Here is a 21,610-nt window from a genome sequence, read left to right on the forward strand (position 1 = left end):
TTGAAGCTGATACCGCTATCGCGAGCAAGCTCGCTCCCACAGTTGTTTTGGGGTGGGGCTCAGAGGGTGCCGAAGACTTTCTTCGCCAAACTGGTCGCCGCCGCCGCCGGGTTCTGGCGAATGGTGGCTTCCTGTTTGCCGATCATTTCGAACAACCCATCCAGCGCCTGTTCGGTCACGTAGTTCTCGATGTTGGCGCTCTTGGCGTCCAGCACGCCGAACGTCGCGGCCTGGCCGGCGAAGGCATTGTATTTCTGGGCCAGGCCGACCTTGTCGGTGGCTTGCTTGACGATGGGCAGGAACTTGGCGCGGATCTGCTCGCGGCTGCTCTTGTTCAGGTATTGCGTGGCCGAGTCGTTGCCGCCGCTCAAGATGCCCTTGGCATCGCTCACGCTCATGTTCTTCACGGCATTGACCAGGATCGGCTGGGCCTGGACCACGGCGGCCTCGGCAGCCTGGTTCATGCTGGTTTCCAGTTGATCGACCTGCTCACCCATGCCGAAGGCCTTCATCTTGCTGGCGACTTTGCCCAGCTTGCCTGGCAGTTCGATTTTCACATCCGGGTTGTTGCTGAAGCCGCCGGGTGTGCCCAGTTGTTTGACCGCCACCTGTGCACCTTGGGTCAAGGCGTCCTTGAGGCCGCCTGTGGCATCTTGTTGCGACAGGTCACCCAGGGACAGGGCCATGGCATTGGCGCAGATCAACAGGCCCGCGCACAGGCCGGTGAAACGGAGGGTAGAGCGGAGCATGATGGCATCCTTGAAAAAAGTTGGAAAAAGCAATCAGCGTGCGGCGTTGACGCGGATCTTCAACGGCTGCGGATCCTTGCCATCGAGTTGCACGGCGTGTTGTTCGGTGGTGATGAACATCAACTGGCCATCCACTTCGATGCGGGCGCTCACGGCATAACGATGGCCGGGCTTGACCTGGGCGGGATCATAACTGAGGTGGAACGGCAGCGGGACCTGGCCTTTGATCGGGCCGCTCTGTTCATCGAGCACCACCGCAGGAGCGTCGGCCAGGGAAACGTCCTGCAGGCTGACGCTCAAGGTAGCGTTGGGCGGCAGGGCGATGCGTTGCAGATAGAAGACTTCGCCGTCGAGGGATGCGGCGGGTGGTGTTGTCGATTGGCAGGCGGCCAGCAAGGCCATGGATGCGAGCAGAGCGAGTCTTTTCATGGGGGAAGCACCTGGCTCGTTGACGCCAGCCACACATGGGCGTCAACGAGCATTTAGCGGATTTGCGTCCAAGCATCCCTGCGTAACGTCGCGGCTCAGGAACCGAACACGGGCGCTTGAACAGTTTCAGCCAGCGATGCTGGCGCCAGGCTCAGGGGGATGTCAACGTGTTGATCGCCGCCATCCCAGGTGAAGGCCTGTTCGGTATCAAGGAAAAGAGCGGTATCACCTTGGTACATTTGCACCTTTACCGAGAGCTTATCGCCGACGGACGCCCTCTCGGAATTGATCTGGAAGCGATATTGCCAAGGCTGCTGGAGCGGCTCCCTTGGCGCCATGTTGGAGCCCTGGCCGCCGCTGGTGCTGATCTGCACACCGTCGGCATTTCGAACACTGATTTCGGCACGGCCGGCTTCCGGGAGTTCGTAGCCTGCGGGCAGTTGCAGGGTGAGGGTGATGATGTTCATGTTGAATTCCTTTTCAATACGTCGACATTGACGTGGGCTCATCCTAGAGGCCTGCTCCAAAGTTCTCTGTAGGTCTTTTCTTCGTTTGACGTCGCCTTGGCCGCTGCGCAGCGTCGGAGTACGCCTGTCGATTGACCGAAACACTCACCAGAACCGTTCCATGTTCAGGGTGAGTGATCGGCAAATGTCAAAGGTCGGGGCTGACGGCAATCTCCGCCGCATCTTCACTGCGATGCAGCGCCACCTGGCGAATCGACAGGCGAATCTCCGCTGGCAGCACCCGCTTGGCCGCGCCTTCGGCCAGTTCGCCCAGCAATTCGTGGTAGCTGAGTTTGCCGGCCTCGTCGCGGCGCAGCACATCGAGGTCCAGCATCGTCTGGATGAAGTGGCGGAACAGGCTCTTGTCGAAGAATTCCGGTGCGTTCAGGCCATGGAGGATCGACAGGCGCTGGGCCATGACGGTGCAGAGGTCTTCCAGTTCTTCGGCGCTGACGCTGTTCTGACCGCTGTTGAGTAGCAGCGAGACGGTCATGTAGAAGCGCTGCAAGGTCTGGGCAATGCTTTTGGACAGCAGGGTCAGCAGCACGAAGTGCCGTGAACTCGGCGCCGGACGCAGGTACAGGTCGTTTTCGAAACGCAGCAGGCCCTGTTCGACAAACGCGTCGAGCCATTGGTCGACCACGCCGTCCAGCTCTTCCAGCGACCAGCGAATGAACAACTCCGATTGCAGGTACGGGTACAACGCATGGGTGTAGCGCAGGATCTGTTCGCGGCTCATGCGCGAGCTGCTCTGGAAGAAGCTCGCCAGCAATGCCGGCAGGGCGAAGATGTGCAGCACGTTGTTGCGGTAGTAGGTCATCAGCACCGCGTTCTGCTCGTCCAGGTACAGAATCTTGCCCAGGGCATCGCTCTGTTCCGACAGCAGGTCCATGCCCTTCACGTGCTCGATCAGCGCTTGGCCGTCGCCTTTGGGCAGGGTGGTGTGGGGCGAGTACGGGACTTTGCGCAGCAACGCCAGGTACAGGTCGAGCACCCGCGCCATGGCGCGGTCGTCCAGGGCCAGGCGGCTGGTGGACAGCAGCGCCAGGGCAACAAGGTTGACCGGGTTGATGGCCGCGGCTTCGTTCAGGTGCCGGGCCACGCGCTCGCCGAGGCGGTGAGTGGTTGCGTTGAGCCAGGCCGGTTTGAATTGCGGGCCCAGTTCCTGTTGGCGCCAGCCGGGTTGTTCGCCGTCGAGGAATTCCGCCAGCTTGATCGGTTCGCCAAAGTTCACCGCCACCTGGCCGAAGCGCTGCTTGAGGGCGCCGATGACCTTGAAGATGTCGAAGATCGATTCTTTCTTCTTGCTGGCCCCGCGCAGTTCGCCCAGGTAGGTGCGGCCTTCCAGCACCCGCTCATAACCGATGTAGACCGGCACGAACACGATGGGCATGCGTGAGGAGCGCAGGAAGCTGCGCAGGGTGATGGCGAGCATGCCGGTCTTGGGTTGCAGCATGCGCCCGGTGCGCGAGCGACCGCCCTCGACGAAATACTCCACCGGAAAGCCTTTGGTGAACAGCGTGTGCAGGTATTCGTTGAACACCGCGGTGTAGAGCGGGTTGCCCTTGAAGGTGCGGCGCATGAAGAACGCCCCGCCGCGGCGCAGCAGGCCGCCGATCACCGGCATGTTGAGGTTGATGCCGGCGGCGATGTGCGGTGGCGTCAGGCCGTTGCGAAACAGCAGGTACGACAGCAGCAGGTAGTCGATGTGGCTGCGGTGGCACGGCACATAGATGACTTCGTGGCCCTGGGCAACGTTCTGCACGCCTTCGATGTGGTTGACCTTGATGCCGTCGTAGATCTTGTTCCAGAACCAGCTCAGCACTACTTCCAGGAAACGGATCGCGGTGTAGGTGTAGTCCGAGGCGATCTCGTTGCCGTAGCGCAGGGCCTGGGCCTTGGCTTTTTCCGGGGAGATCTTTTCCCGTTCGGCTTCCTCGGCAATCGCCTGCTTGACCAGCGGCTGGTTCAACAGACCCTTGACCAGGTTGCGTCGGTGGGAGATGTCGGGGCCGATGACCGCCGCTTTCAAGTTGCGAAAGTGCACCCGCAGGATCCGCTGGGCCATGCGCACGGTGCGTTCGTGGCCCTTGTCGTGTTCGATCAGTTCGCGCAGGTGGATCGGCGCGGAGAATTGCACGCGGGTCTTGCGCCCCAGGATCATGATGCTCAACAGGCGGCGCAAGCGCCCGGTGACGGCCCAGCTGTCGGCGAACAACAGCTTCCAGGGGCTGGATTCGCTGTCGGGCGACTGGCCCCAGAACACGCTGACCGGAATGATCTGGGCGTCTTCGGCGGCATTGTGGGTCAGGGCGTCGACCAATCGGGTCAGGGTGGGCGGCGCACCGCGCTTGTCCTGGCGCCCGATCCAGTCCGGCGCCGGCGTCAGGTAGAAAAATGCCGCCGGCTCCAGCAGGTTACCCACCGAGACCGGCAGCACCGGACGGGGCAGGCCGGCCTTGGTGCATTCGGTGTCGAGCACCGCCAGGTCGGTGAGCGAAGGGTCTTGCAGGACGTAGAACACCGGACGACTGCGGTCGAGGTTGAGGGTAAAGGACGACTGGTTGATGGTCTCGGAGCGAACCCAGAGGTACAACAGTCGGCGCAGGGTGCCAAACACAAGACGGCGGAACGGGGAGCGGGTCATACGGCTTCTGCATGAGTGGATAAAACCGAGCGGCTGCTCGGGCCCGCTAGTGTGCCGGATTCATCGAAAATCGGCAAAAAAGCGCCGAAGTAAAGTCAGTTGAGAGTTTTTCCGTGTGTCATATACTCGGCAGGTTACCGCCCCGGCCTCCCATGGACGGCCAGACGGCGGTGAAAGTTCGTACGGCTTTCCATCGAAAAGTCGACTTATAAGATAAAAATGGGAGTGAGCATCATGGCAGCACGGGAAACCGGCAGTGTGAAGTGGTTCAACGACGCCAAGGGTTACGGCTTCATCCAACGCGAAGGCGGGGCGGATGTGTTCGTGCATTACCGCGCCATCCGCGGTGAGGGCCACCGTTCCCTGACCGAAGGCCAGCAGGTCGAGTACGCGGTCGTGGAAGGGCATAAGGGCTTGCAGGCTGAGGATGTGGTGGGGTTGTAAACCCACTTGAAGCCATAGTAGATCCCCTGTGGGAGCAAAGCTTGCTCGCGATAGTGGCAGGTCAGCTTGCATCAATGTTGAATGTACCTCAGTCATCGCGAGCAAGCTTTGCTCCCACAGTGCTCCCACGCATTGGGTCTAGGCCGGGCCTGAGACGGGTGTCACGCCGTCTTCCAGGTAATCTCTTCTTCCCCATCGGCGCTGATGCGAATCCAGCGGTCCGCCGATTCTTCCCCTTCTTCCTCCACCCATGACCCAGGCGCGCAGCGCACTTCGACGTTCAGTGCGGCGAAGGCGGCGCGGGCGCAGGCGATGTCGTCTTCCCACGGGGTCTGGTCGCTTTCCAGGTACAGGCTGTTCCATTTGCCCACGGCCTTGGGCAGCCAGGTCACGGGGATGCTGCCGGCCTTGCACTTGTAGGTCTGGCCTTTCTGTACCCAGTCACTGCACGGGCCCAGGGCCTGGCCGAGCCAGGCGGCGATGGCCTTGTGGTCGACGTCGGCGTCTTTGAGGTAAATCTCGATATCGGGTTGGCGCATGGATGTCCTCGCTGCGGTCTTGAAAAATCCATTCGCGGATTTAACTGGCCCCGAACGGTTGCCCGGGGCCCGGAATCAAAAAGGTTATTGAAGAACGAAATAATCGTAGCGCATCGACACCGTGACCTCGAATGGCTCGGCCTGCTCGATCACGCTGGTGCGGCGTTCGGCGCTGGCGCGCCAACCGTGGGGCGTCATGGCCAGCAGGTTGGCGCGATCCTGGCCATTGTCGAGGGTCAGCTTGAATTCGAGGGTTTCGCTGTGATCCAGCGCCATGCCCGACGGCACCAGGGCCAGGTGCTTGTCGTCGGTGTAGGCGCGCACTTCGTCGTACAGGCGCTCGCGCAACTCCATCAGGTGGCCGGCGGTGGGGCCGACCTTCATCAGGCCGCCGCCGGGGCTGAGCAGGCGCTTGGCCTCTTGCCAGTCCAGCGGGCTGAACACGCTGGCCAGGAACTGGCAGCAACCGTCCGCCAACGGCACTCGGGCCATGCTGGCGATCAACCAGGTCAGTTGCGGGTTGCGTTTGCAGGCGCGCTTGACCGCCTCGCGGGAAATGTCTAGGGCATAGCCATCGGCATGGGGCAACGCCTCGGCGATCTGCGCGGTGTAGTAACCCTCGCCGCAGCCGATGTCCAGCCAGCGCCCGGGCGCTCGCTCGGCGGCCAGTTCCGCCAGGCGCCGGGCGACCGGGGCGTAGTGCCCGGCGTTGAGAAAGTCGCGGCGGGCTTCGACCATCGCCTGGTTGTCACCGGGGTCGCGGCTGTTCTTGTGCTGCACCGGCAGCAGGTTCAGGTAACCCTGCCGCGCGCGGTCGAAGCGGTGACCGGCCGGGCACACCACGCCGTTGTCCACCGCGTTCAGCGGTTCACTGCAGATCGGGCAGGCGAGCATCAGGCGAGCAACTTGATCAGCGTCTTGTAGTAGATCTCGGTCAGCACGTCGAGATCGGCGGCCAGCACGCGCTCGTTGACCTGGTGGATGGTCTCGTTGACCGGCCCGAGCTCCACGACTTGCGTGCCCATGGTGGCGATGAAGCGACCGTCGGACGTGCCGCCGCTGGTGGACGCCTGGGTCTCGCGTCCGGTGACATCCCGGATGCTCGACGACACCGCATCGAGCAGCGCGCCCGGTTCGGTGAGGAACGGCAGGCCGGACAAGGCCCAGTCGATGTGCCAGTCCAGTTGATGCTTGTCGAGGATGTCGGCGACGCGTTGTTGCAGGCCTTCGACGGTGGACTCGGTGGAGAAGCGGAAGTTGAAGACTGCTTCCAGGTCACCGGGGATCACGTTGGTCGCGCCGGTGCCGGAATTGAGGTTGGAGATCTGGAAACTGGTCGGCGGGAAAAAGTCGTTGCCGTGGTCCCAATGCTCGGCGGCCAATTCGGCCAAGGCGGGCGCGGCCAAGTGGATCGGGTTCTTCGCCAGGTGTGGATAAGCCACGTGGCCTTGCTTGCCGCGCACGGTCAGTTTTGCGCCGAGGGAGCCGCGCCGGCCGTTCTTGACCACATCGCCCACCAAGGTGGTGCTCGATGGCTCGCCGACGATGCACCAGTCCAGTCGTTCCTGGCGGGCCTTGAGGCGTTCGACCACGGCTTTGGTGCCGTGGTGGGCCGGGCCTTCTTCATCGCTGGTGATCAGGAAGGTCAGCGAACCCTTGTGGTCCGGGTAGTCGGCGACGAACCGTTCGGCCGCCACGACCATCGCCGCCAGGCTGCCTTTCATGTCCGCCGCGCCACGGCCGCAGAGCATGCCCTGTTCGTCGATGACCGCATCGAACGGGTCGAGCTGCCAGGCCTTTACCGGACCGGTCGGCACCACATCGGTGTGCCCGGCGAAACACAGCACCGGGCCGTCATGCTTGCCATGGCTGGCCCAGAAGTTATCCACATCCTCGATGCGCATCGGCTCGAGCGTGAAGCCCGCGTTGCCCAGGCGCTGCATCATCAGTTTCTGGCAATCGGCATCCACCGGTGTCACGGACGGACGGCGGATCAGGTCGCAGGCGAGTTGCAGGGTCGGCGAGAGGTCGGCGTGGGCCGTCATGGAAAACTCCGGAAACATGGAAAGGAGACACGGATCTCTGTAGGAGCGGGCTTGCTCGCGAAGCTTTTAGCGTCAGTGATGACGCCTTCGCGAGCAAGCCCGCTCCCACAGGTCCTGAGTTCGGCCGTGGATTGTATTTGGCCAAGGCTCGTAAAATGGCGGTTATCTTATAGCAAAACGACCACCATGGGCCCCTGGTGCGGGACAGGTGGAACACAAAACCTGTGGGAGCGAGCTTGCTCGCGATGGCGGTGGATCAGTCGATACTTTACTGACTGGACTGACGCCATCGCGAGCAAGCTCGCTCCCACAGAGGTTTTGCTTAAATTGCCGAGACAAAGCCCTATAATGCGCGCCGGTTTTTGGGGTAATGGTCATGAGTACAGAAGATCCACGGTTTGCCGGTATCGCCCGTTTGTATGGCATTGAGGGCCTGGAACGCCTGCGGGCGGCCCATGTGGCGATCGTCGGCGTCGGTGGCGTCGGTTCCTGGGCGGCGGAAGCCATCGCCCGTTGCGGCGTGGGCGAGATCTCGCTGTTCGACCTGGACGATGTCTGTGTCAGCAACGCCAACCGCCAGTTGCATGCCCTGGACAGCACCGTCGGCAAACCCAAGGTCGACGTGATGGCCGAGCGGCTGCGGGGGATCAACCCCGACTGCACGGTGCACGCGGTGGCGGACTTCGTCACCCGCGACACCATGGCCGAGTACATCACGCCGAACATCGACTGCGTGATCGACTGCATCGACAGCGTCAACGCGAAGGCTGCGCTGATCGCCTGGTGCAAGCGCCGCAAGATCCAGATCATCACCACCGGCGGCGCGGGCGGGCAGATCGACCCGACGCTGATCCAGGTTTGCGACCTCAACCGTACGTTCAACGATCCACTGGCCTCCAAGGTGCGCTCCACCTTGCGCCGCGACTACGGTTTCTCCCGCACCGTGACCCGCCACTACAGCGTGCCCTGCGTATTCTCCACCGAGCAACTGCGCTATCCGAAGCCGGACGGCAGCATTTGCTTGCAGAAGAGTTTTGTCGGCGACGGCGTCAAGCTCGACTGCGCCGGTGGGTTTGGTGCGGTGATGATGGTCACGGCGACGTTTGGCATGGTCGCGGCGACCAAGGCTGTGGATAAGATCGTGGCGGGTGTGCGGCGACCGGCTGACAGGGTCAAGCCTGGGCAGTGAGCGCTTTTGTGGCGAGGGAGCTTGCTCCCGCTGGGCCGCGAAGCGGCCCCCCATTGGCGGCGTCAATCATGCTGAACCCAAGGCGGCTGCTTCGCAACCGAGCGGGAGCAAGCTCCCTCGCCACAATCATTGCGCCAGTTCAAACATCCGCTTTAGCACCGCATTCAAGCCATTGCTACGCGACGGCGACAGTTGCCGCGACAATCCCAGCTGGCTGAACCAATCCGGTAAGTCCACCTGTTGCAACTCGTCAGCGGACAACCCATTGACCCGCGCCAGCAGCAACGCCACCAACCCACGGATCAACCGCGCATCGCTACTGGCGCAAAACTGCCAGTGCCCGTCGTGCAAGCGACCCACCAACCACACCTGGCTTTCACAGCCGTGGACGAGGTTGGCCTCGCACTTGTCCGCGTCGCTCAGGGGCGGCAGACGCTCGCCCCATTGCATCAGCAGCCGGGCCCGTTGCTCCCAGCCTGACGCGTCCCGGAAGATCTGCAGTGCCGTGGCGGCATCGGCCGGCAGGTTCATCGCAACATCTCCAAGGCTTGGTCGAGGGCTTCGAAGAACCGTTCGATGTCGGCGGAATCGTTGTACAACGCCAACGACACCCGAATCGCCCCGGACAGCTGCAAATGCTTGAACAGCGGCATCGCGCAGTGATGCCCGGCGCGCACGGCAATGCCTTGCTCGGTCAGCAGGTGCGCCAGGTCGGCGTTGTGGATGCCTTCGACCACGAAGCTGACCAGGGCCAGGCGCGGGTTGCCCAGCAGGCGAATGCCGTTGCGGGCCAGCAGGCCATGGCGCAGGTAGTCGTGCAGCGCCGTTTCATGGTCGATGATCGCTTGCGGATCGAGGGCGGACAGGTAGTCCAGGGTCGCGCCCAACCCGATCACACCGGCAATCGGCGGCGTGCCGGCTTCGAAGCCCAGTGGTGCCGGACGGAAGGTGGCGCTGTGGTAGTCGGCCTGTTGCACCATTTCGCCGCCGAACTGCCAGTGGCGCAGCTTGCCAAGGGCTTCGGTACGGCCGAACAGCACGCCCAGCCCGTCGGGGCCATAGAGTTTGTGGCTGGAAAACACGTAAAAGTCGCAGCCCAGCGCTTCCACGTCGTGGCGGCCATGGACCACACCTTGGGCGCCGTCGATCACCGTCAGCGCGTCGTGGGCCTTGGCCAGTGCCAGCAGCGCCGGCACGGGCTGCCAGGCGCCCAGCACGTTGGATAACTGGCTCACCGCCAGCAAGCGCGTACGGGGGCCGATCAGTTCGGCGGCGGCGCCAGGATCGATCACCCCGTCGGCATCCAGTGGCAACACCACCAGGGTCAACGAACGACGCTCGGCCAACTGCTGCCACGGCAGCAGGTTGGCGTGGTGTTCCAGGGCGCTGATGACGATCTCATCGCCCGGGTTGAATAAATGTTCCAGCCCGTAGGCCAGCAGATTCAGCGCCGAAGTGGTGCCGTGGGTGAAGACCACCTGCCCGCAGTTTCCGGCATTGAGCCATTGCGAGGCCTTGAGGCGGCTGTCCTCGAACGCCTGGGTGGCATGGGCGCCCGGCAAATGTTGCGCCCGGTGCACGTTGGCCGCGCCGTTGGCGTAGTAATGCGTCAGGGCATCCAATAGGGCTTGGGGTTTTTGCGTGGTGGCGGCGCTGTCCAGGTAGGTCTGGCCTTGCCGTTGCAGGGCGGCGATGGCCGGGAAATCGGCACGCCAGGGGGATTGGATCAACATGCTTTCGGGCCCTGCTGGAATGACGCCGGACCCTGTGGGAGCGGGCTTTTTTGTGTGGGAGCCGAGCTTGCTCGCGATGGCCGCGACACGGTTTAACTGCAAGACCGCGTCATCGTTCATCGCGAGCAAGCTCGGCTCCCACAAAGGCTCGCTCCCACAGGTGGTGGTGTGAAGCTTAGTTGTGGGCGTGCAGTGCTTCGTTCAGCTCGATGGCTGACTTATGCGTCTTGCATTCCACCGCGCCGGTCTCGGAATTGCGGCGGAACAACAGGTCGGGCTGGCCGGCCAGGTCGCGGGCCTTGACCACTTTCACCAGTTGGTTGTTTTCGTCCAGCAAGGCGACTTTGGTGCCGGCGGTCACGTATAGGCCCGACTCCACGGTGTTGCGATCGCCCAGCGGGATGCCGATGCCGGCGTTGGCGCCGATCAGGCAGCCTTCGCCCACCTTGATCACGATATTGCCGCCACCCGACAGGGTGCCCATGGTCGAGCAACCGCCGCCCAGGTCCGAGCCCTTGCCAACGAATACGCCCGCGGACACGCGGCCTTCGATCATGCCCGGGCCTTCGGTGCCGGCGTTGAAGTTGACGAAACCTTCATGCATGACCGTGGTGCCTTCGCCCACATAGGCGCCCAGGCGAATCCGCGCGGCGTCGGCGATGCGCACGCCGGCCGGGACCACGTAGTCGGTCATTTTCGGGAACTTGTCCACCGAGAACACTTCCAGCAGTTCGCCACGCAGGCGGGCTTCGAGCTGGTGCTCGGCCAGTTCGGCCAGGTCGATCGCGCCCTGGCTGGTCCAGGCCACGTTCGGCAGCAGAGGGAAAATGCCGGCCAGGTTCAGGCCGTGGGGCTTGACCAGGCGATGGGACAGCAGGTGCAGCTTGAGGTAGGCCTCAGGGGTGGAGCTCAGTTGGGCATCTTCGGCCAGCAGGGTGGCGACCAGGGGCTTGTGGCTTTCAGCCAGGCGGGTCAGCAGGGCAGCTTGTGCGGCATCGACGCCCTTGAGGGCTTCAGCCAGTTGCGAGGCCTGGGCGGTGGTGAAGGTGATGGCCTGGTTGCCTTCGCTGTAGCCGAGGATCGGCGCGATGGCTTTGACGATGTCGGCCGACGGGTTGAGCAGCGGCTGTGCGTAGAACACTTCCAGCCAGGCGCCTTGACGGTTTTGAGTGCCGACACCGAAGGCCAGGCTGAACAGGGTAGTGGACATGAAATTACCTCTACAAAATGGACTGGGCAGGCTTACTTGATCTCTGCCGCATAAATATCTGGCTTGAAGCCAATCAGGGTTCGGTCACCGAGATCGAGCACCGGGCGCTTGATCATCGAGGGTTGAGCGAGCATCAGTTCGATGGCTTTCGTCTGGTCGAGATCGGCTTTGCGTTCGTCGTCGAGTTTGCGAAAGGTCGTACCGGCACGGTTCAACACCACTTGCCAGCCATGCTCGTTGCACCATTGGGTCAGGTGTTCACGGTCGATGCCGGCGGTCTTGTAGTCGTGAAAGTCGTAGTGCACAGCGTGATCATCGAGCCAGGTGCGCGCCTTTTTCATCGTGTCACAGGCTTTGATGCCGAAAAGGTGCAACGTTTTGCTTGAATCGGTCAAGGAACTGCCCCCTTTGCAGGTGCTGAAAATAAAAGGTGAAGGATTATGCCATGACCGGACGGTTGTGGGAGCGAGGCATGCCCGCGATGAACGATGACGCGGTCTTCTGCCTGACCGAGGTGTTTTCATCGCGAGCAAGCTTTGCTCCCACAGCTTGCTCACTAAAGAGCTGCTGCGACATAGGTGTAACGGCCAAGTTAATCCTAGGCGGTTAATATGGCACTTCAACGGCAAGCTGTTGCCGGATGTGTGTCGCTGCCAGTGGAAAGCCGTTATGCAAAGCGCTTATACCGTCCTGATCCTATTGATGCTGGTAGGCGTGTCGCGCCTGATCGGACGGTTGATCCCGCTGCCGTTGCCCCTGGTACAGATCGGCGCCGGTGCCGTGCTGGCCTGGCCGTCCCTGGGCCTGCACGTGGCCCTCGATCCTGAGTTGTTCCTGTTTCTGTTCCTGCCACCGCTGCTGTTCTCCGACGGCTGGCGCATGCCCAAGCGCGAGTTATGGCGCCTGCGCGGGCCGATCCTGACGCTGGCGGTGGGGTTGGTGTTGTTCACGGTGGTGGGCGCCGGCTACTTCATTCATTGGCTCTTGCCGAGTATCCCGCTGCCGGTGGCCTTTGCCCTGGCAGCGGTGCTGTCGCCGACCGACGCGGTGGCGGTGTCGGCGATTGCCCGCGACCGCTTGCCCGGCCCCCTGATGCACATGCTCCAGGGCGAGGCGTTGATGAACGATGCGTCGGGCCTGGTCACGTTCAAGTTCGCCCTGGCGGCGGCCATCACCGGGGTCTTTTCCCTGGCTAGTGCGAGCCTGACGTTCGTATTGGTGGCGGTCGGCGGCCTGCTGGTCGGCGTGGCCCTGAGTTGGCTGCTGGGCCGGCTGCGGGCGTGGATGATTGCCCGGGGTTGGGACGACCCGGCCACCCATGTGGTGTTCATGTTGCTGCTGCCGTTTGCCGCCTATGTGCTGGCTGAGCGCTTGGGCGCCTCGGGCATTCTCTCGGCGGTGGCGGCGGGGATGATGCAGAGCTGGCTCGACCTGCTGCCGCGCCAGACCGGCACGCGGCTGCTCAATCGCAGTGTCTGGTCGCTGTTGGAGTTCGCCTTCAACGGCTTGATCTTCCTGCTGCTGGGCTTGCAACTGCCGGACATCATCAAGGCGGTGACCCGCCTCGAGACCACGCTCTGGCCGACGTTGTTCTACCGTTGCCTGGATGTTCTGGCGATTTTCCTGGTGTTGCTGGTGCTGCGGTTTGTCTGGGTGCAAAGCATCTGGCGCTTGTCCGGGCTGTTGCGACGCTGGCGTGGCCAGGGCGAGTTGACGTTGGTGCCGACAGCGCGCTCCTGTTGGTTGCTGACCTTCGGCGGGGTGAGAGGGGCGGTGACGCTGGCGGGCGTGCTGTCGGTGCCGTTGCTGTTGAACGCCGCAGAGGCGTTTCCCGAGCGAGACCTGCTGATCTTCATTGCCGCCGGGGTGATTCTGCTGTCGCTGATCGCGGCGTGCATCGCCTTGCCGTTGTTGCTGCGGGGCATCGAGAAAAGCCCCGACGACAAACGTCGCAACGAAGTTCGCGAGGCCTGGCGCAAAACCGCTGAAGCGGCGATCCGCGCGCTGGAAGTGGAAGAACCGACCGAGGCGGGCAGCACGCCGGATGCAGCCCAAGCGGCGTTGGCGGCCGAGGTCAAGGCGCGGCTGATGTCCGAGTATCGTCATCAGTTGGACGTGTTCAACGACTCCGTCGAGGCCCAGGCGCTGGCATTCGAGATGGACCTGCTGGAGCGCCGGCTGCGCTTGAAGGCTTTTCGGGCGCAGCGGCTGGAGTTGTATCGCCTCAGCCGTCATCACCAGATTGGCGATGATGTGCTGCGTGAGGTGCTGGGGGAGTTGGATTTGGCGGAGGCGAATTTGGGGTTGGGTAAATAGCGGTAGGGGTCAAAACGGTAGGTATGTTTTTACAATCCTTGCCCTCATAAAAAGCAAAGCCGCCCTAGGGCGGCTTCAATGCTGGCGAACAAGGCTTTGGATCGGATAGAGCTTCGGACTTGATGCAATAAGTGCCGGCCTCATCGCGAGCAAGCTTTGCTCCCACAGGATCCGGTATCGATCACAGGTTGTGTGAGCCACACAAGTCCACTGTGGGAGCAAAGCTTGCTCGCGATAAATCGAAAGGCAAACACAAAAATACCTGTGAAGCACTGGACTTGTGGCAAGGGGATTTCGCGAAACGTCGCACCGCCCCGTTGGGCTGCGCAGCAACCCTAAAGCATTGAACTCAATCTTTCTGGTACACCGAGTTGTCTGTTTTGGGGGCCGCTGCGCAGCCCAGCGGGAGCAAGCTCCCTCGCCACAACAGCGGTCCACTTCAGTCCGGTACAGCCATCAGCCCCGACGCTGGATAAACGCGCGGATCCGCTCCGCCGCTTCCACGCATTCGGCCAATGGTGCAACCAAGGCCATGCGCACGCGCCCGGCGCCCGGGTTGACGCCATCCACATCGCGGGACAAGTAGGAGCCCGGCACCACGGTCACGTGTTCCTGTTCGAACAGGTCGCGGCAGAACGCTGCATCATCGCCGGCCACGTTCGGCCACAGGTAGAAGCTGCCGTCGGGGCGTTGCACGTCCAGCACCGGGCTGAGGATTTCCAGCACGGCGTCGAACTTCTCCCGGTACAGCGCGCGGTTGGCCCGTACGTGCACTTCGTCGTTCCACGCGGCGATGCTCGCCAGTTGGGTCTGAACCGGCATCGCGCAGCCGTGATAGGTGCGGTACAGCAGGAAACCCTTGAGGATATCTGCGTCGCCAGCGACGAAGCCGGAGCGCAGGCCGGGCAGGTTGGAGCGTTTGGACAGGCTGTGGAACACCACGCAGCGCTTGAAATCCTTGCGACCCAGTTCGACGCAGGCGCTGAGCAGCCCTGGCGGCGGGGTCTGTTCGTCGAAGTACAGTTCGCTGTAGCACTCGTCCGCCGCGATCACGAAGTCATGCTCATCGGCCAAGGCGATGAGTTTTTTCAGCACGTCCACCGGGATCAACGCGCCGGTCGGGTTGCCCGGGGAGCACAGGAACAGGATCTGGCAGCGTTTCCAGATGTCCGGCGAGACGGCGTCGAAATCCGGGTTGAAGCCGTTTGCGTCCAGGCACGGCAGGTAGTGCGGCTTGGCCCCGGCCAGGAACGCCGCGCCTTCGTAGATCTGGTAGAACGGGTTCGGGCTGACCACCAGGGCGTCGTCGCCTCGGTTGACCACGGTCTGGGTGAAGGCGAACAAGGCTTCGCGGGTGCCATTGACTGGCAGCACATGGCGCGCCGGGTCCAGCCAGCCGGTCGGCACGTTGAAGCGACGCTCGCACCAGCCGGTGATGGCTTCACGCAGTTCCGGGATGCCGAGGGTGGTCGGGTACACGGCCATTTTTTCCAGATTGCTGGCCAGGGCTTCAGCCACGAAGCTGGGCGAGCGATGCTTGGGTTCGCCGATGGACAACGCGATGGGACGTTTGTCCGGGTTGGGCGTGACGCTGCCAAGCAGGGCGCGGAGCTTTTCGAACGGATAGGGCTGCAACTGGTTCAAAGCGTTGTTCATCGGGGGCCTCGTCAATGTGGGCGCGGTCCTTGTGGGAGCGAGCTTGCTCGCGATGGCGGTGTGTCAGCAGCATCAATGCTGGATGTTCCGCCGCTATCGCGAGCAAGCTCGCTCCCACAGAGGGGGATTGTTCGTTCAGATGCTGATGCGTGTCAGGTGAGCATCGGGTTCCTGGTTGACGCTCAGGTGCCGGACGATGGCCTCCTGCAGGCGGCTGCACAGTTGCGGATCGGACAGCGGCTGGTTGTGAGCGTCGGTGATGAAAAACACGTCTTCTACCCGTTCGCCGAGGGTGGCGATCTTGGCATTTTGCAGCGACAGGTCGAACTCCAGGAAAATATGGCCGATCCGCGCCAGCAGGCCCGGGCGGTCCGGGGCGCTGAGCTCCAGCACGGTGACCTGGCGCTGGGCGTCGTTGTGGATCGTCACCTGTGGCGCAAACGCAAAATGCTTGAGTTGTCGCGGCACCCGGCGCTGGATGATGGTCGGGTAGTCCGCCGGGTTGCGCAGGGCTTCGGTGAGGCCGTCGCGAATCTGCTTGACCCGCGCCGGGTTGTCGCCAATCGAGTCGCCGTCGGTGTCGAGCACGATGTAGGTGTCGAGGGTGAACTGGCTGCTGGAGGTGATGACCCGGGCGTCATGGATGTTGAGGTTGAGCTGGTCCATCGCCGCCACGGTCACGGCGAAGAAGTCGTGCTGGTCCGGGGCATAGATGAAGATCTGCGTGCCGCCCTCGAACTCGCGCTGGGTGGTTTCCTTGATCAGCACCAGCGGCCCGCCATCGGCCGGTTGCTGCAGGATCGCGTCGCTGTGCCAGGCCACGTCGCCGGCGGTGTGGCGCAGGAAATAGTCATCGCCCAACTGCGACCAGAGCTGCTCGACATCGTCCGGATCGGTGCCGCCGCGTACCAGAATGTCCAGGGCCGCGCTTTGGGTGCGGCGGATCTGTTCTTCGCGGTCCACCGGGTTTTCCAGGCCGCGGCGCAAGGCTCGCTTGGTCTCGGTGTAGAGCTGGCGCAACAGGCTGGCGCGCCAGGAGTTCCACAGGCTCGGGTTGGTGGCGTTGATGTCGGCCACGGTCAGCACGTAGAGGTAATCCAGGCGAGTTTCATCGCCGACGATCTGGGCGAAGTCGTGGATCACCTGCGGGTCGGACAAGTCCTTGCGCTGGGCGGTGGTGGACATCACCAGATGGTTCTGCACCAGCCAGACGATCAGCCGGCTGTCCCACAGGGGCAGTTGATGGCGCTGGCAGAACGCCTCGGCATCCACCGCGCCAATCTCGGAGTGGTCGCCCTGGCGACCCTTGCCGATGTCGTGGTATAGCCCGGCCATGTAGATCAGCTCGGGCTTGGGCAGCTTGCCCATGAGCTTGCTGGCCAGCGGGAATTTCTCCGACACCTGGGTGTACTGCAGCTTACGCAGGTGCTTGATCAGGTTCAGGGTGTGGGCATCGACCGTATAGATGTGGAACAGGTCGTGCTGCATCTGCCCGACGATGAAACCGAACTCCGGCAGATAACGCCCGAGAATCCCGTAGCGGTTCATCCGGCGCAGGTTGCGGTGCACGCCGATCTTGCACTTGAACAACTCGATGAACAGGCTGGTGTTGCGGATGTCGTGACGGAAATCTTCATCGATCAGATGACGGTTTTCCCGCAGCAGGCGGATGGTGTCGGCGCGCACGCCCTTGATTTCCGGCTGCTGGGCCATGAGCACGAAGATCTCGAGCATGGCGAAGGGGGTGCGGCGGAACACATTGGCGTTGCGCGCTTCGATGTAGCCGTCGTGCAGTTGGAAACGTGAGTTGATCGGCTGCGGCGGCTCTTCGTCCTCGGGGGCGAGGATGACTTCCTCGAAGTGCTGGATGATCAGCTCGCTGAGCTGGGCGATGCTCATCACCACGCGGTAGTACTGCTGCATGAAGTTTTCGATGGACTGCTTGGCATCCTGCCCTTCGAAACCCAACAGGCCGGCGATGGAGCGTTGGTGATCGAACAGCAGGCGGTCCTCGGAGCGCCCGGCGAGCATGTGCAGGGCGTAGCGGACCTTCCACAGGAATTCCTGGGACGAGGCCAGCAAGGCGTTTTCGCTTTCCACCAGGAAACCTTCGCCGGCCAGGGCGCGCAGGTTCAGCGTGCCGTACTGGCGACGGGCGACCCACAGGATCGTCTGGATGTCCCGCAGCCCGCCGGGCGAGCCCTTGACGTTGGGTTCCAGGTTGTATTCGGTGTCGTTGTACTTGTGGTGACGGGCCTTCTGCTCGGCGTGCTTGGCCAGGAAAAAATCCTTGCTGGGCCACATGTGCTCTGTGCTGGTGACATCGAGCATGCGCTGGCGCAGGCGCTCGGGGCCGGCGATGGTGCGGCTTTCCATCAGGTTGGTGATCACCGTCAGGTCGGCGCGGGCCTCCTCGGCGCATTCCTGCACCGAGCGCACGCTCTGGCCGACTTCCAGACCGATGTCCCACAGCAGCGTCAGGAAACGCTCGATGGAATCGCGGAAAACCTCATGGTCGGCGCTGTCCAGCAGGATCAGCAGGTCGATGTCGGAGTAGGGGTGCAGCTCGCCACGCCCATAGCCGCCCACGGCCACCAGGGCGATGTCGGCGTCTTCGCTCCAATCGAACTGCTCCCAGGCCTTTTGCAGGATGTTATCGACAAACCAGGCGCGGTCCTCGATCAGCCGGCGAATGTCCCGGCCATTGCGAAAGCGCTGGTCGAGCACTTCGTGGGCCTGGCGGATCGCCTTCTTGAACGCCGAGATGGGGCTTGCCTTCAGGGCCAGTTCAGCCTGGAACTGGCCGCGGTCGAAGAGTTCGGGATCCACCTGCGGCATTGAATGGCTTTCCTTTCTATCTATATCTATCGGATCTATAGGCTGGGTTCGGATCAGGCGGAAACGCGCGCGATGGTGTCATCGCTACGCAGGGTGAAGATTTCATAGCCGGTCTCAGTGACCAGCAGGGTGTGTTCCCACTGGGCCGACAGCTTGCGGTCCTTGGTGATGGCGGTCCAGCCGTCGCCCAGCACCTTGGTGTCGGCGCGGCCCTGGTTGATCATCGGCTCGATGGTGAAAGTCATGCCCGCCTGCAATTCCATGCCGGTGCCGGCACGGCCGTAGTGCAGGATCTGCGGTTCTTCGTGGAACACCTTGCCGATGCCATGGCCGCAGAACTCGCGCACCACCGAGAAGCCGTTCTTCTGCGCGTGCTTCTGGATCACTTCGCCGATGTCCCCCAGGCGGCAGCCCGGCTTCACCAGTTCGATGGCCATGTACATGCATTCCTGGGTGACCTTGGACAGGCGCTGGGCCCACTCCGGCACGTTGCCGACATGGAACATGCGGCTGGTATCGCCGTGGTAGCCGTCCTTGATGACGGTGACGTCGATGTTCAGGGTGTCGCCATCCTTCAACGGTTTTTCGTTGGGGATGCCGTGGCAGACCACGTGGTTGATCGAGGTACAGATCGACTTTGGGAAGCCTTTATAGTTGAGCGGCGCCGGGATGGCCTTCTGTTCGTTGACGATGTAGTCGTGGCAGATGCGGTCCAGCTCTTCGGTGGTCACGCCCGGCTTGACGTAGTCGGCGATCATCTCCAGCACTTCGGCGGCGAGTTTGCCGGCGACACGCATTTTGGCGATGTCCTCGGGTGTCTTGAGGGTAACGGTCATACAGGCTCTCTCTGCGCCCGACGGCGCTGTTCAAAACGAAATGGGCGGCGGATGATGATACGCCGAGCCCTGAAAGAGGCGATTCTAACAGACCATCGGGGCAAAGCGCTCCCGGCCTGGAACTCTGTGGCGAGGGCGAGTGGGAGCAAAGCTTGCTCGCGATAGCGGTAGACCGGTCGACACAGTTGTAGACTGACCTGCCCCAATCGCGAGCAAGCTTTGCTCCCACAGGTTTGCGGCTTAACTGACCGACATTGGGGCAAGCCTTGCTCCCACAATCCCCTCGCCACAGAGGATTTCAGAATCCATGTTCCGTTTTCGCCCTTGCTGTGGTATAAAATGCGCCGCTTTCCGGGGATGACCCCGTAAGCTTAAATCCACACACGTGTCGACACGATGACCTGGGTGCCTCGGCTTATATAGCCGCTGGTTGGTCATTGGGATACGTGGAGGCCAAACCCGACTTATCAAGGAACTATCATGTCCCAAGTCAACATGCGCGATATGCTGAAGGCCGGTGTGCACTTCGGTCACCAGACCCGTTACTGGAACCCGAAAATGGGCAAGTACATTTTCGGCGCGCGTAACAAGATCCACATCATCAACCTTGAAAAAACCCTGCCGATGTTCAACGAAGCACTGACCTTCGTAGAGCGCCTGGCCCAGGGCAAAAACAAGATTCTGTTCGTCGGCACCAAGCGTTCCGCTGGCAAGATCGTTGCTGAAGAAGCAGCACGTTGCGGTTCGCCGTACGTCGATCACCGCTGGTTGGGCGGCATGCTGACCAACTTCAAGACCATTCGCGCTTCCATCAAGCGTCTGCGTGACCTTGAAGTCCAGTCCGAAGACGGTACTTTCGCCAAGCTGACCAAGAAAGAAGCGCTGATGCGCACTCGCGATCTTGAGAAGCTGGACCGCTCCCTGGGCGGTATCAAGGACATGGGCGGTCTGCCTGACGCACTGTTCGTGATCGACGTTGACCACGAGCGCATCGCGATCACCGAAGCCAACAAGCTGGGTATCCCGGTCATCGGCGTTGTCGATACCAACAGCAGCCCGGAAGGCGTTGACTACATCATCCCAGGCAACGATGACGCCATCCGCGCCATCCAGCTGTACATGGGTTCGATGGCTGACGCTGTGATCCGTGGTCGCAACAACGTGAATGGCGGCACCGAAGTCTTCGCTGAAGAAGCTCCGGCAGCAGCCGCTGAGTAATTGACGCCCCTGGCGTTGACTCAGTAAGCAAAAAGGGGGCTTGGCCCCCTTTTTGCCACCTCGAAAACCATTTGCCGCCAGCGCAGTGACTTGTTTGTAACCTGCCGCGGCCTATAAGCAGTGGTTTTCCAGGAAGAATTGATCGCCCGTTCGATCGGGTGGAATGGTTGAAAACCTATCCAAGAGGATTTTGAAATGGCAGAGATTACTGCAGCGTTGGTCAAAGAACTGCGCGAGCGTACCGGCGAAGGCATGATGGATTGCAAGAAAGCCTTGACCAAGGCTGGCGGCGACATCGAGAAAGCCATTGATGACATGCGTGCTTCGGGCGCCATCAAGGCTGCCAAGAAAGCCGGCAACGTTGCCGCTGAAGGCGCCATCGCCATCAAGGACGACGGCAAGGCTGCCGTTCTGCTGGAAGTCAACTCCCAGACCGACTTCCTGGCTCTGCAGGATGACTTCAAGGCATTCGTCGCTGCCAGCGTCGAGAAAGCCTTCGCTGACAAACTGACCGACGCAGCTCCGCTGATCGAGTCCCAGGAAGAAGCGCGCCTGGTCCTGGTCGGCAAGACCGGCGAAAACGTCAACATCCGTCGCCTGGTTCGCGTTGAAGGTGACGTGGTCGGTACCTACCTGCACGGCAACAAGATCGGTGTTGCGGTTGTCCTGAAGGGCGGCGACACCGAGCTGGCGAAAGACATCGCCATGCACGTGGCTGCTACCAACCCTGAGTTCCTGCTGCCTTCGGACGTTTCGGCTGAAGCGATCGAGCGCGAGAAGGGCGTTTTCCTGCAGCTGAACGAAGAGAAGCTGAAAGGCAAGCCTGCTGAAATCGCAGAAAAAATGGTCAGCGGCCGTATCTCCAAGTTCCTGGCCGAAGCCAGCCTGGTTGAGCAGGCTTTCGTCAAGAACCCGGAAATCAAGGTTGGCGACCTGGCGAAGAAAGCCGGTGCTGAAATCGTTTCGTTCACCTACTTCAAAGTAGGCGAAGGCATCGAGAAGCCGGTTGATGACTTCGCTGCTGAAGTTGCTGCCCAGGTAGCTGCTGCCAGCAAGCAATAAGACGGTTTTTCATAACTGTCGCCCAGAAGAGGCTGCCCGCTTAACGCGCGCAGCCTCTTTTCGGATGGGGATGCCGATTTTTATTGGTTTCCTGTCGGAACTGGCTTACAAAGCCGTGTTCCGATGGCGCTGTGTCAGCGTCAAGCTAGAGTGAACGCAGGCTGCAAACAGCTTGCAAAGAATTTTTTGAACA

At 62.0% G+C, this 21,610-nt stretch carries 19 protein-coding genes; 5 read left to right on the forward strand and 14 right to left on the reverse strand.

Annotated features, from left to right (window positions below):
- Positions 1–59 precede the first annotated feature (59 nt).
- From IB266_RS14225 to plsB, 4 genes are all read right to left on the reverse strand, one after another.
- Positions 60–749, reverse strand: coding sequence for a DUF4197 domain-containing protein (locus tag IB266_RS14225; RefSeq protein WP_053118806.1), 690 nt, complete (start codon positions 747–749; stop codon positions 60–62).
- 33 nt (positions 750–782) lie between these two features.
- The gene (locus IB266_RS14230; RefSeq protein ID WP_103307889.1) at positions 783–1,178 is read right to left on the reverse strand and encodes a YbaY family lipoprotein; all 396 of its coding nucleotides are present in this window, start codon (positions 1,176–1,178) and stop codon (positions 783–785) included.
- Between the two features lie 95 nt (positions 1,179–1,273).
- Positions 1,274–1,645: a hypothetical protein gene (locus IB266_RS14235; RefSeq protein ID WP_103307888.1), complete on the reverse strand. Its 372-nt coding sequence runs from the start codon at positions 1,643–1,645 to the stop codon at positions 1,274–1,276.
- A 187-nt stretch (positions 1,646–1,832) separates the two neighbouring features.
- Entirely contained in the window at positions 1,833–4,331 is a 2,499-nt protein-coding gene (gene plsB / locus IB266_RS14240; protein WP_192261564.1) for a glycerol-3-phosphate 1-O-acyltransferase PlsB, read from the reverse strand.
- Positions 4,332–4,565: 234 nt separating this feature from the next.
- On the opposite strand from plsB, the gene IB266_RS14245 reads away from it, so the two are divergent.
- Positions 4,566–4,775 carry a cold-shock protein gene (locus IB266_RS14245; RefSeq protein ID WP_072408254.1) on the forward strand — a complete coding sequence of 70 codons (210 nt, stop codon included), beginning with the start codon at positions 4,566–4,568 and terminating at the stop codon, positions 4,773–4,775.
- A 161-nt stretch (positions 4,776–4,936) separates the two neighbouring features.
- Here the strand turns inward: IB266_RS14245 and IB266_RS14250 are convergent, their stop codons facing one another.
- The 3 genes from IB266_RS14250 to dapE form a co-directional block, all read right to left on the reverse strand.
- The gene (locus IB266_RS14250; protein WP_053182357.1) at positions 4,937–5,314 is read right to left on the reverse strand and encodes a hypothetical protein; all 378 of its coding nucleotides are present in this window, start codon (positions 5,312–5,314) and stop codon (positions 4,937–4,939) included.
- Between the two features lie 84 nt (positions 5,315–5,398).
- Positions 5,399–6,208 carry a putative RNA methyltransferase gene (locus IB266_RS14255; RefSeq protein WP_192261565.1) on the reverse strand — a complete coding sequence of 270 codons (810 nt, stop codon included), beginning with the start codon at positions 6,206–6,208 and terminating at the stop codon, positions 5,399–5,401.
- Positions 6,208–7,359, reverse strand: a complete 1,152-nt coding sequence (dapE, locus tag IB266_RS14260; RefSeq protein WP_192261566.1) for a succinyl-diaminopimelate desuccinylase — start codon at positions 7,357–7,359, stop codon at positions 6,208–6,210. Before dapE ends, IB266_RS14255 begins: the two co-directional genes overlap by 1 nt.
- A 370-nt stretch (positions 7,360–7,729) precedes the next feature.
- Here dapE and tcdA point away from each other — a divergent pair, with 370 nt between their 5' ends.
- A complete protein-coding gene (gene tcdA, locus IB266_RS14265; protein ID WP_192261567.1) occupies positions 7,730–8,548 on the forward strand; it encodes a tRNA cyclic N6-threonylcarbamoyladenosine(37) synthase TcdA in 819 nt (272 codons plus the stop codon).
- Positions 8,549–8,674: 126 nt separating this feature from the next.
- Here the strand turns inward: tcdA and IB266_RS14270 are convergent, their stop codons facing one another.
- The 4 genes from IB266_RS14270 to IB266_RS14285 all read right to left on the reverse strand — a co-directional run bounded on the left by IB266_RS14270 (position 8,675) and on the right by IB266_RS14285 (position 11,886).
- Entirely contained in the window at positions 8,675–9,079 is a 405-nt protein-coding gene (locus tag IB266_RS14270) for a SufE family protein (RefSeq protein WP_192261568.1), read from the reverse strand.
- Positions 9,076–10,281 carry an aminotransferase class V-fold PLP-dependent enzyme gene (locus IB266_RS14275; RefSeq protein WP_192261569.1) on the reverse strand — a complete coding sequence of 402 codons (1,206 nt, stop codon included), beginning with the start codon at positions 10,279–10,281 and terminating at the stop codon, positions 9,076–9,078. Before IB266_RS14275 ends, IB266_RS14270 begins: the two co-directional genes overlap by 4 nt.
- 175 nt (positions 10,282–10,456) lie before the next feature.
- Positions 10,457–11,491, reverse strand: coding sequence for a 2,3,4,5-tetrahydropyridine-2,6-dicarboxylate N-succinyltransferase (gene dapD, locus IB266_RS14280; protein WP_192261570.1), 1,035 nt, complete (start codon positions 11,489–11,491; stop codon positions 10,457–10,459).
- 32 nt (positions 11,492–11,523) lie between these two features.
- Positions 11,524–11,886, reverse strand: a complete 363-nt coding sequence (locus IB266_RS14285) for an ArsC family reductase (protein ID WP_053119206.1) — start codon at positions 11,884–11,886, stop codon at positions 11,524–11,526.
- Positions 11,887–12,160: 274 nt separating this feature from the next.
- Between IB266_RS14285 and IB266_RS14290 the strand changes: the two genes are divergently transcribed.
- The gene (locus IB266_RS14290; RefSeq protein WP_192261571.1) at positions 12,161–13,807 is read left to right on the forward strand and encodes a Na+/H+ antiporter; all 1,647 of its coding nucleotides are present in this window, start codon (positions 12,161–12,163) and stop codon (positions 13,805–13,807) included.
- Positions 13,808–14,263: 456 nt separating this feature from the next.
- On the opposite strand, the gene dapC is transcribed toward IB266_RS14290, so the two are convergent.
- The 3 genes from dapC to map form a co-directional block, all read right to left on the reverse strand.
- A complete protein-coding gene (gene dapC / locus IB266_RS14295) occupies positions 14,264–15,463 on the reverse strand; it encodes a succinyldiaminopimelate transaminase (RefSeq protein WP_060739004.1) in 1,200 nt (399 codons plus the stop codon).
- Between the two features lie 135 nt (positions 15,464–15,598).
- Complete coding sequence (locus IB266_RS14300) at positions 15,599–18,301, reverse strand: [protein-PII] uridylyltransferase (protein ID WP_060739003.1); 2,703 nt, start codon at positions 18,299–18,301, stop codon at positions 15,599–15,601.
- A gap of 53 nt (positions 18,302–18,354) precedes the next feature.
- On the reverse strand, positions 18,355–19,137 hold the full coding sequence (map, locus tag IB266_RS14305; protein ID WP_053118843.1) for a type I methionyl aminopeptidase: 783 nt from the start codon (positions 19,135–19,137) through the stop codon (positions 18,355–18,357).
- Positions 19,138–19,617: 480 nt separating this feature from the next.
- Between map and rpsB the strand changes: the two genes are divergently transcribed.
- Both rpsB and tsf read left to right on the forward strand, forming a co-directional pair.
- Complete coding sequence (gene rpsB, locus IB266_RS14310) at positions 19,618–20,355, forward strand: 30S ribosomal protein S2 (RefSeq protein WP_003198231.1); 738 nt, start codon at positions 19,618–19,620, stop codon at positions 20,353–20,355.
- Positions 20,356–20,550: 195 nt separating this feature from the next.
- Entirely contained in the window at positions 20,551–21,417 is an 867-nt protein-coding gene (gene tsf / locus IB266_RS14315; RefSeq protein WP_060739002.1) for a translation elongation factor Ts, read from the forward strand.
- Positions 21,418–21,610: the final 193 nt, after the last annotated feature.

This window comes from Pseudomonas sp. Pdm06 (assembly GCF_014851795.1).
GTDB classification, from domain to species: domain Bacteria; phylum Pseudomonadota; class Gammaproteobacteria; order Pseudomonadales; family Pseudomonadaceae; genus Aquipseudomonas; species Aquipseudomonas fluorescens_AA.

Excerpts from the sequence above, each read along its gene's own strand:
- IB266_RS14225 (WP_053118806.1), bottom strand. The coding sequence starts at position 749 with ATGCTCCGCTCTACCCTCCGTTTCACCGGCCTGTGCGCGGGCCTGTTG.
- IB266_RS14230 (WP_103307889.1), bottom strand. The coding sequence starts at position 1,178 with ATGAAAAGACTCGCTCTGCTCGCATCCATGGCCTTGCTGGCCGCCTGC.
- IB266_RS14235 (WP_103307888.1), bottom strand. The coding sequence starts at position 1,645 with ATGAACATCATCACCCTCACCCTGCAACTGCCCGCAGGCTACGAACTC.
- plsB (WP_192261564.1), bottom strand. The coding sequence starts at position 4,331 with ATGACCCGCTCCCCGTTCCGCCGTCTTGTGTTTGGCACCCTGCGCCGA.
- IB266_RS14245 (WP_072408254.1), top strand. The coding sequence starts at position 4,566 with ATGGCAGCACGGGAAACCGGCAGTGTGAAGTGGTTCAACGACGCCAAG.
- IB266_RS14250 (WP_053182357.1), bottom strand. The coding sequence starts at position 5,314 with ATGCGCCAACCCGATATCGAGATTTACCTCAAAGACGCCGACGTCGAC.
- IB266_RS14255 (WP_192261565.1), bottom strand. The coding sequence starts at position 6,208 with ATGCTCGCCTGCCCGATCTGCAGTGAACCGCTGAACGCGGTGGACAAC.
- dapE (WP_192261566.1), bottom strand. The coding sequence starts at position 7,359 with ATGACGGCCCACGCCGACCTCTCGCCGACCCTGCAACTCGCCTGCGAC.
- tcdA (WP_192261567.1), top strand. The coding sequence starts at position 7,730 with ATGGTCATGAGTACAGAAGATCCACGGTTTGCCGGTATCGCCCGTTTG.
- IB266_RS14270 (WP_192261568.1), bottom strand. The coding sequence starts at position 9,079 with ATGAACCTGCCGGCCGATGCCGCCACGGCACTGCAGATCTTCCGGGAC.
- IB266_RS14275 (WP_192261569.1), bottom strand. The coding sequence starts at position 10,281 with ATGTTGATCCAATCCCCCTGGCGTGCCGATTTCCCGGCCATCGCCGCC.
- dapD (WP_192261570.1), bottom strand. The coding sequence starts at position 11,491 with ATGTCCACTACCCTGTTCAGCCTGGCCTTCGGTGTCGGCACTCAAAAC.
- IB266_RS14290 (WP_192261571.1), top strand. The coding sequence starts at position 12,161 with ATGCAAAGCGCTTATACCGTCCTGATCCTATTGATGCTGGTAGGCGTG.
- dapC (WP_060739004.1), bottom strand. The coding sequence starts at position 15,463 with ATGAACAACGCTTTGAACCAGTTGCAGCCCTATCCGTTCGAAAAGCTC.
- IB266_RS14300 (WP_060739003.1), bottom strand. The coding sequence starts at position 18,301 with ATGCCGCAGGTGGATCCCGAACTCTTCGACCGCGGCCAGTTCCAGGCT.
- map (WP_053118843.1), bottom strand. The coding sequence starts at position 19,137 with ATGACCGTTACCCTCAAGACACCCGAGGACATCGCCAAAATGCGTGTC.
- rpsB (WP_003198231.1), top strand. The coding sequence starts at position 19,618 with ATGTCCCAAGTCAACATGCGCGATATGCTGAAGGCCGGTGTGCACTTC.
- tsf (WP_060739002.1), top strand. The coding sequence starts at position 20,551 with ATGGCAGAGATTACTGCAGCGTTGGTCAAAGAACTGCGCGAGCGTACC.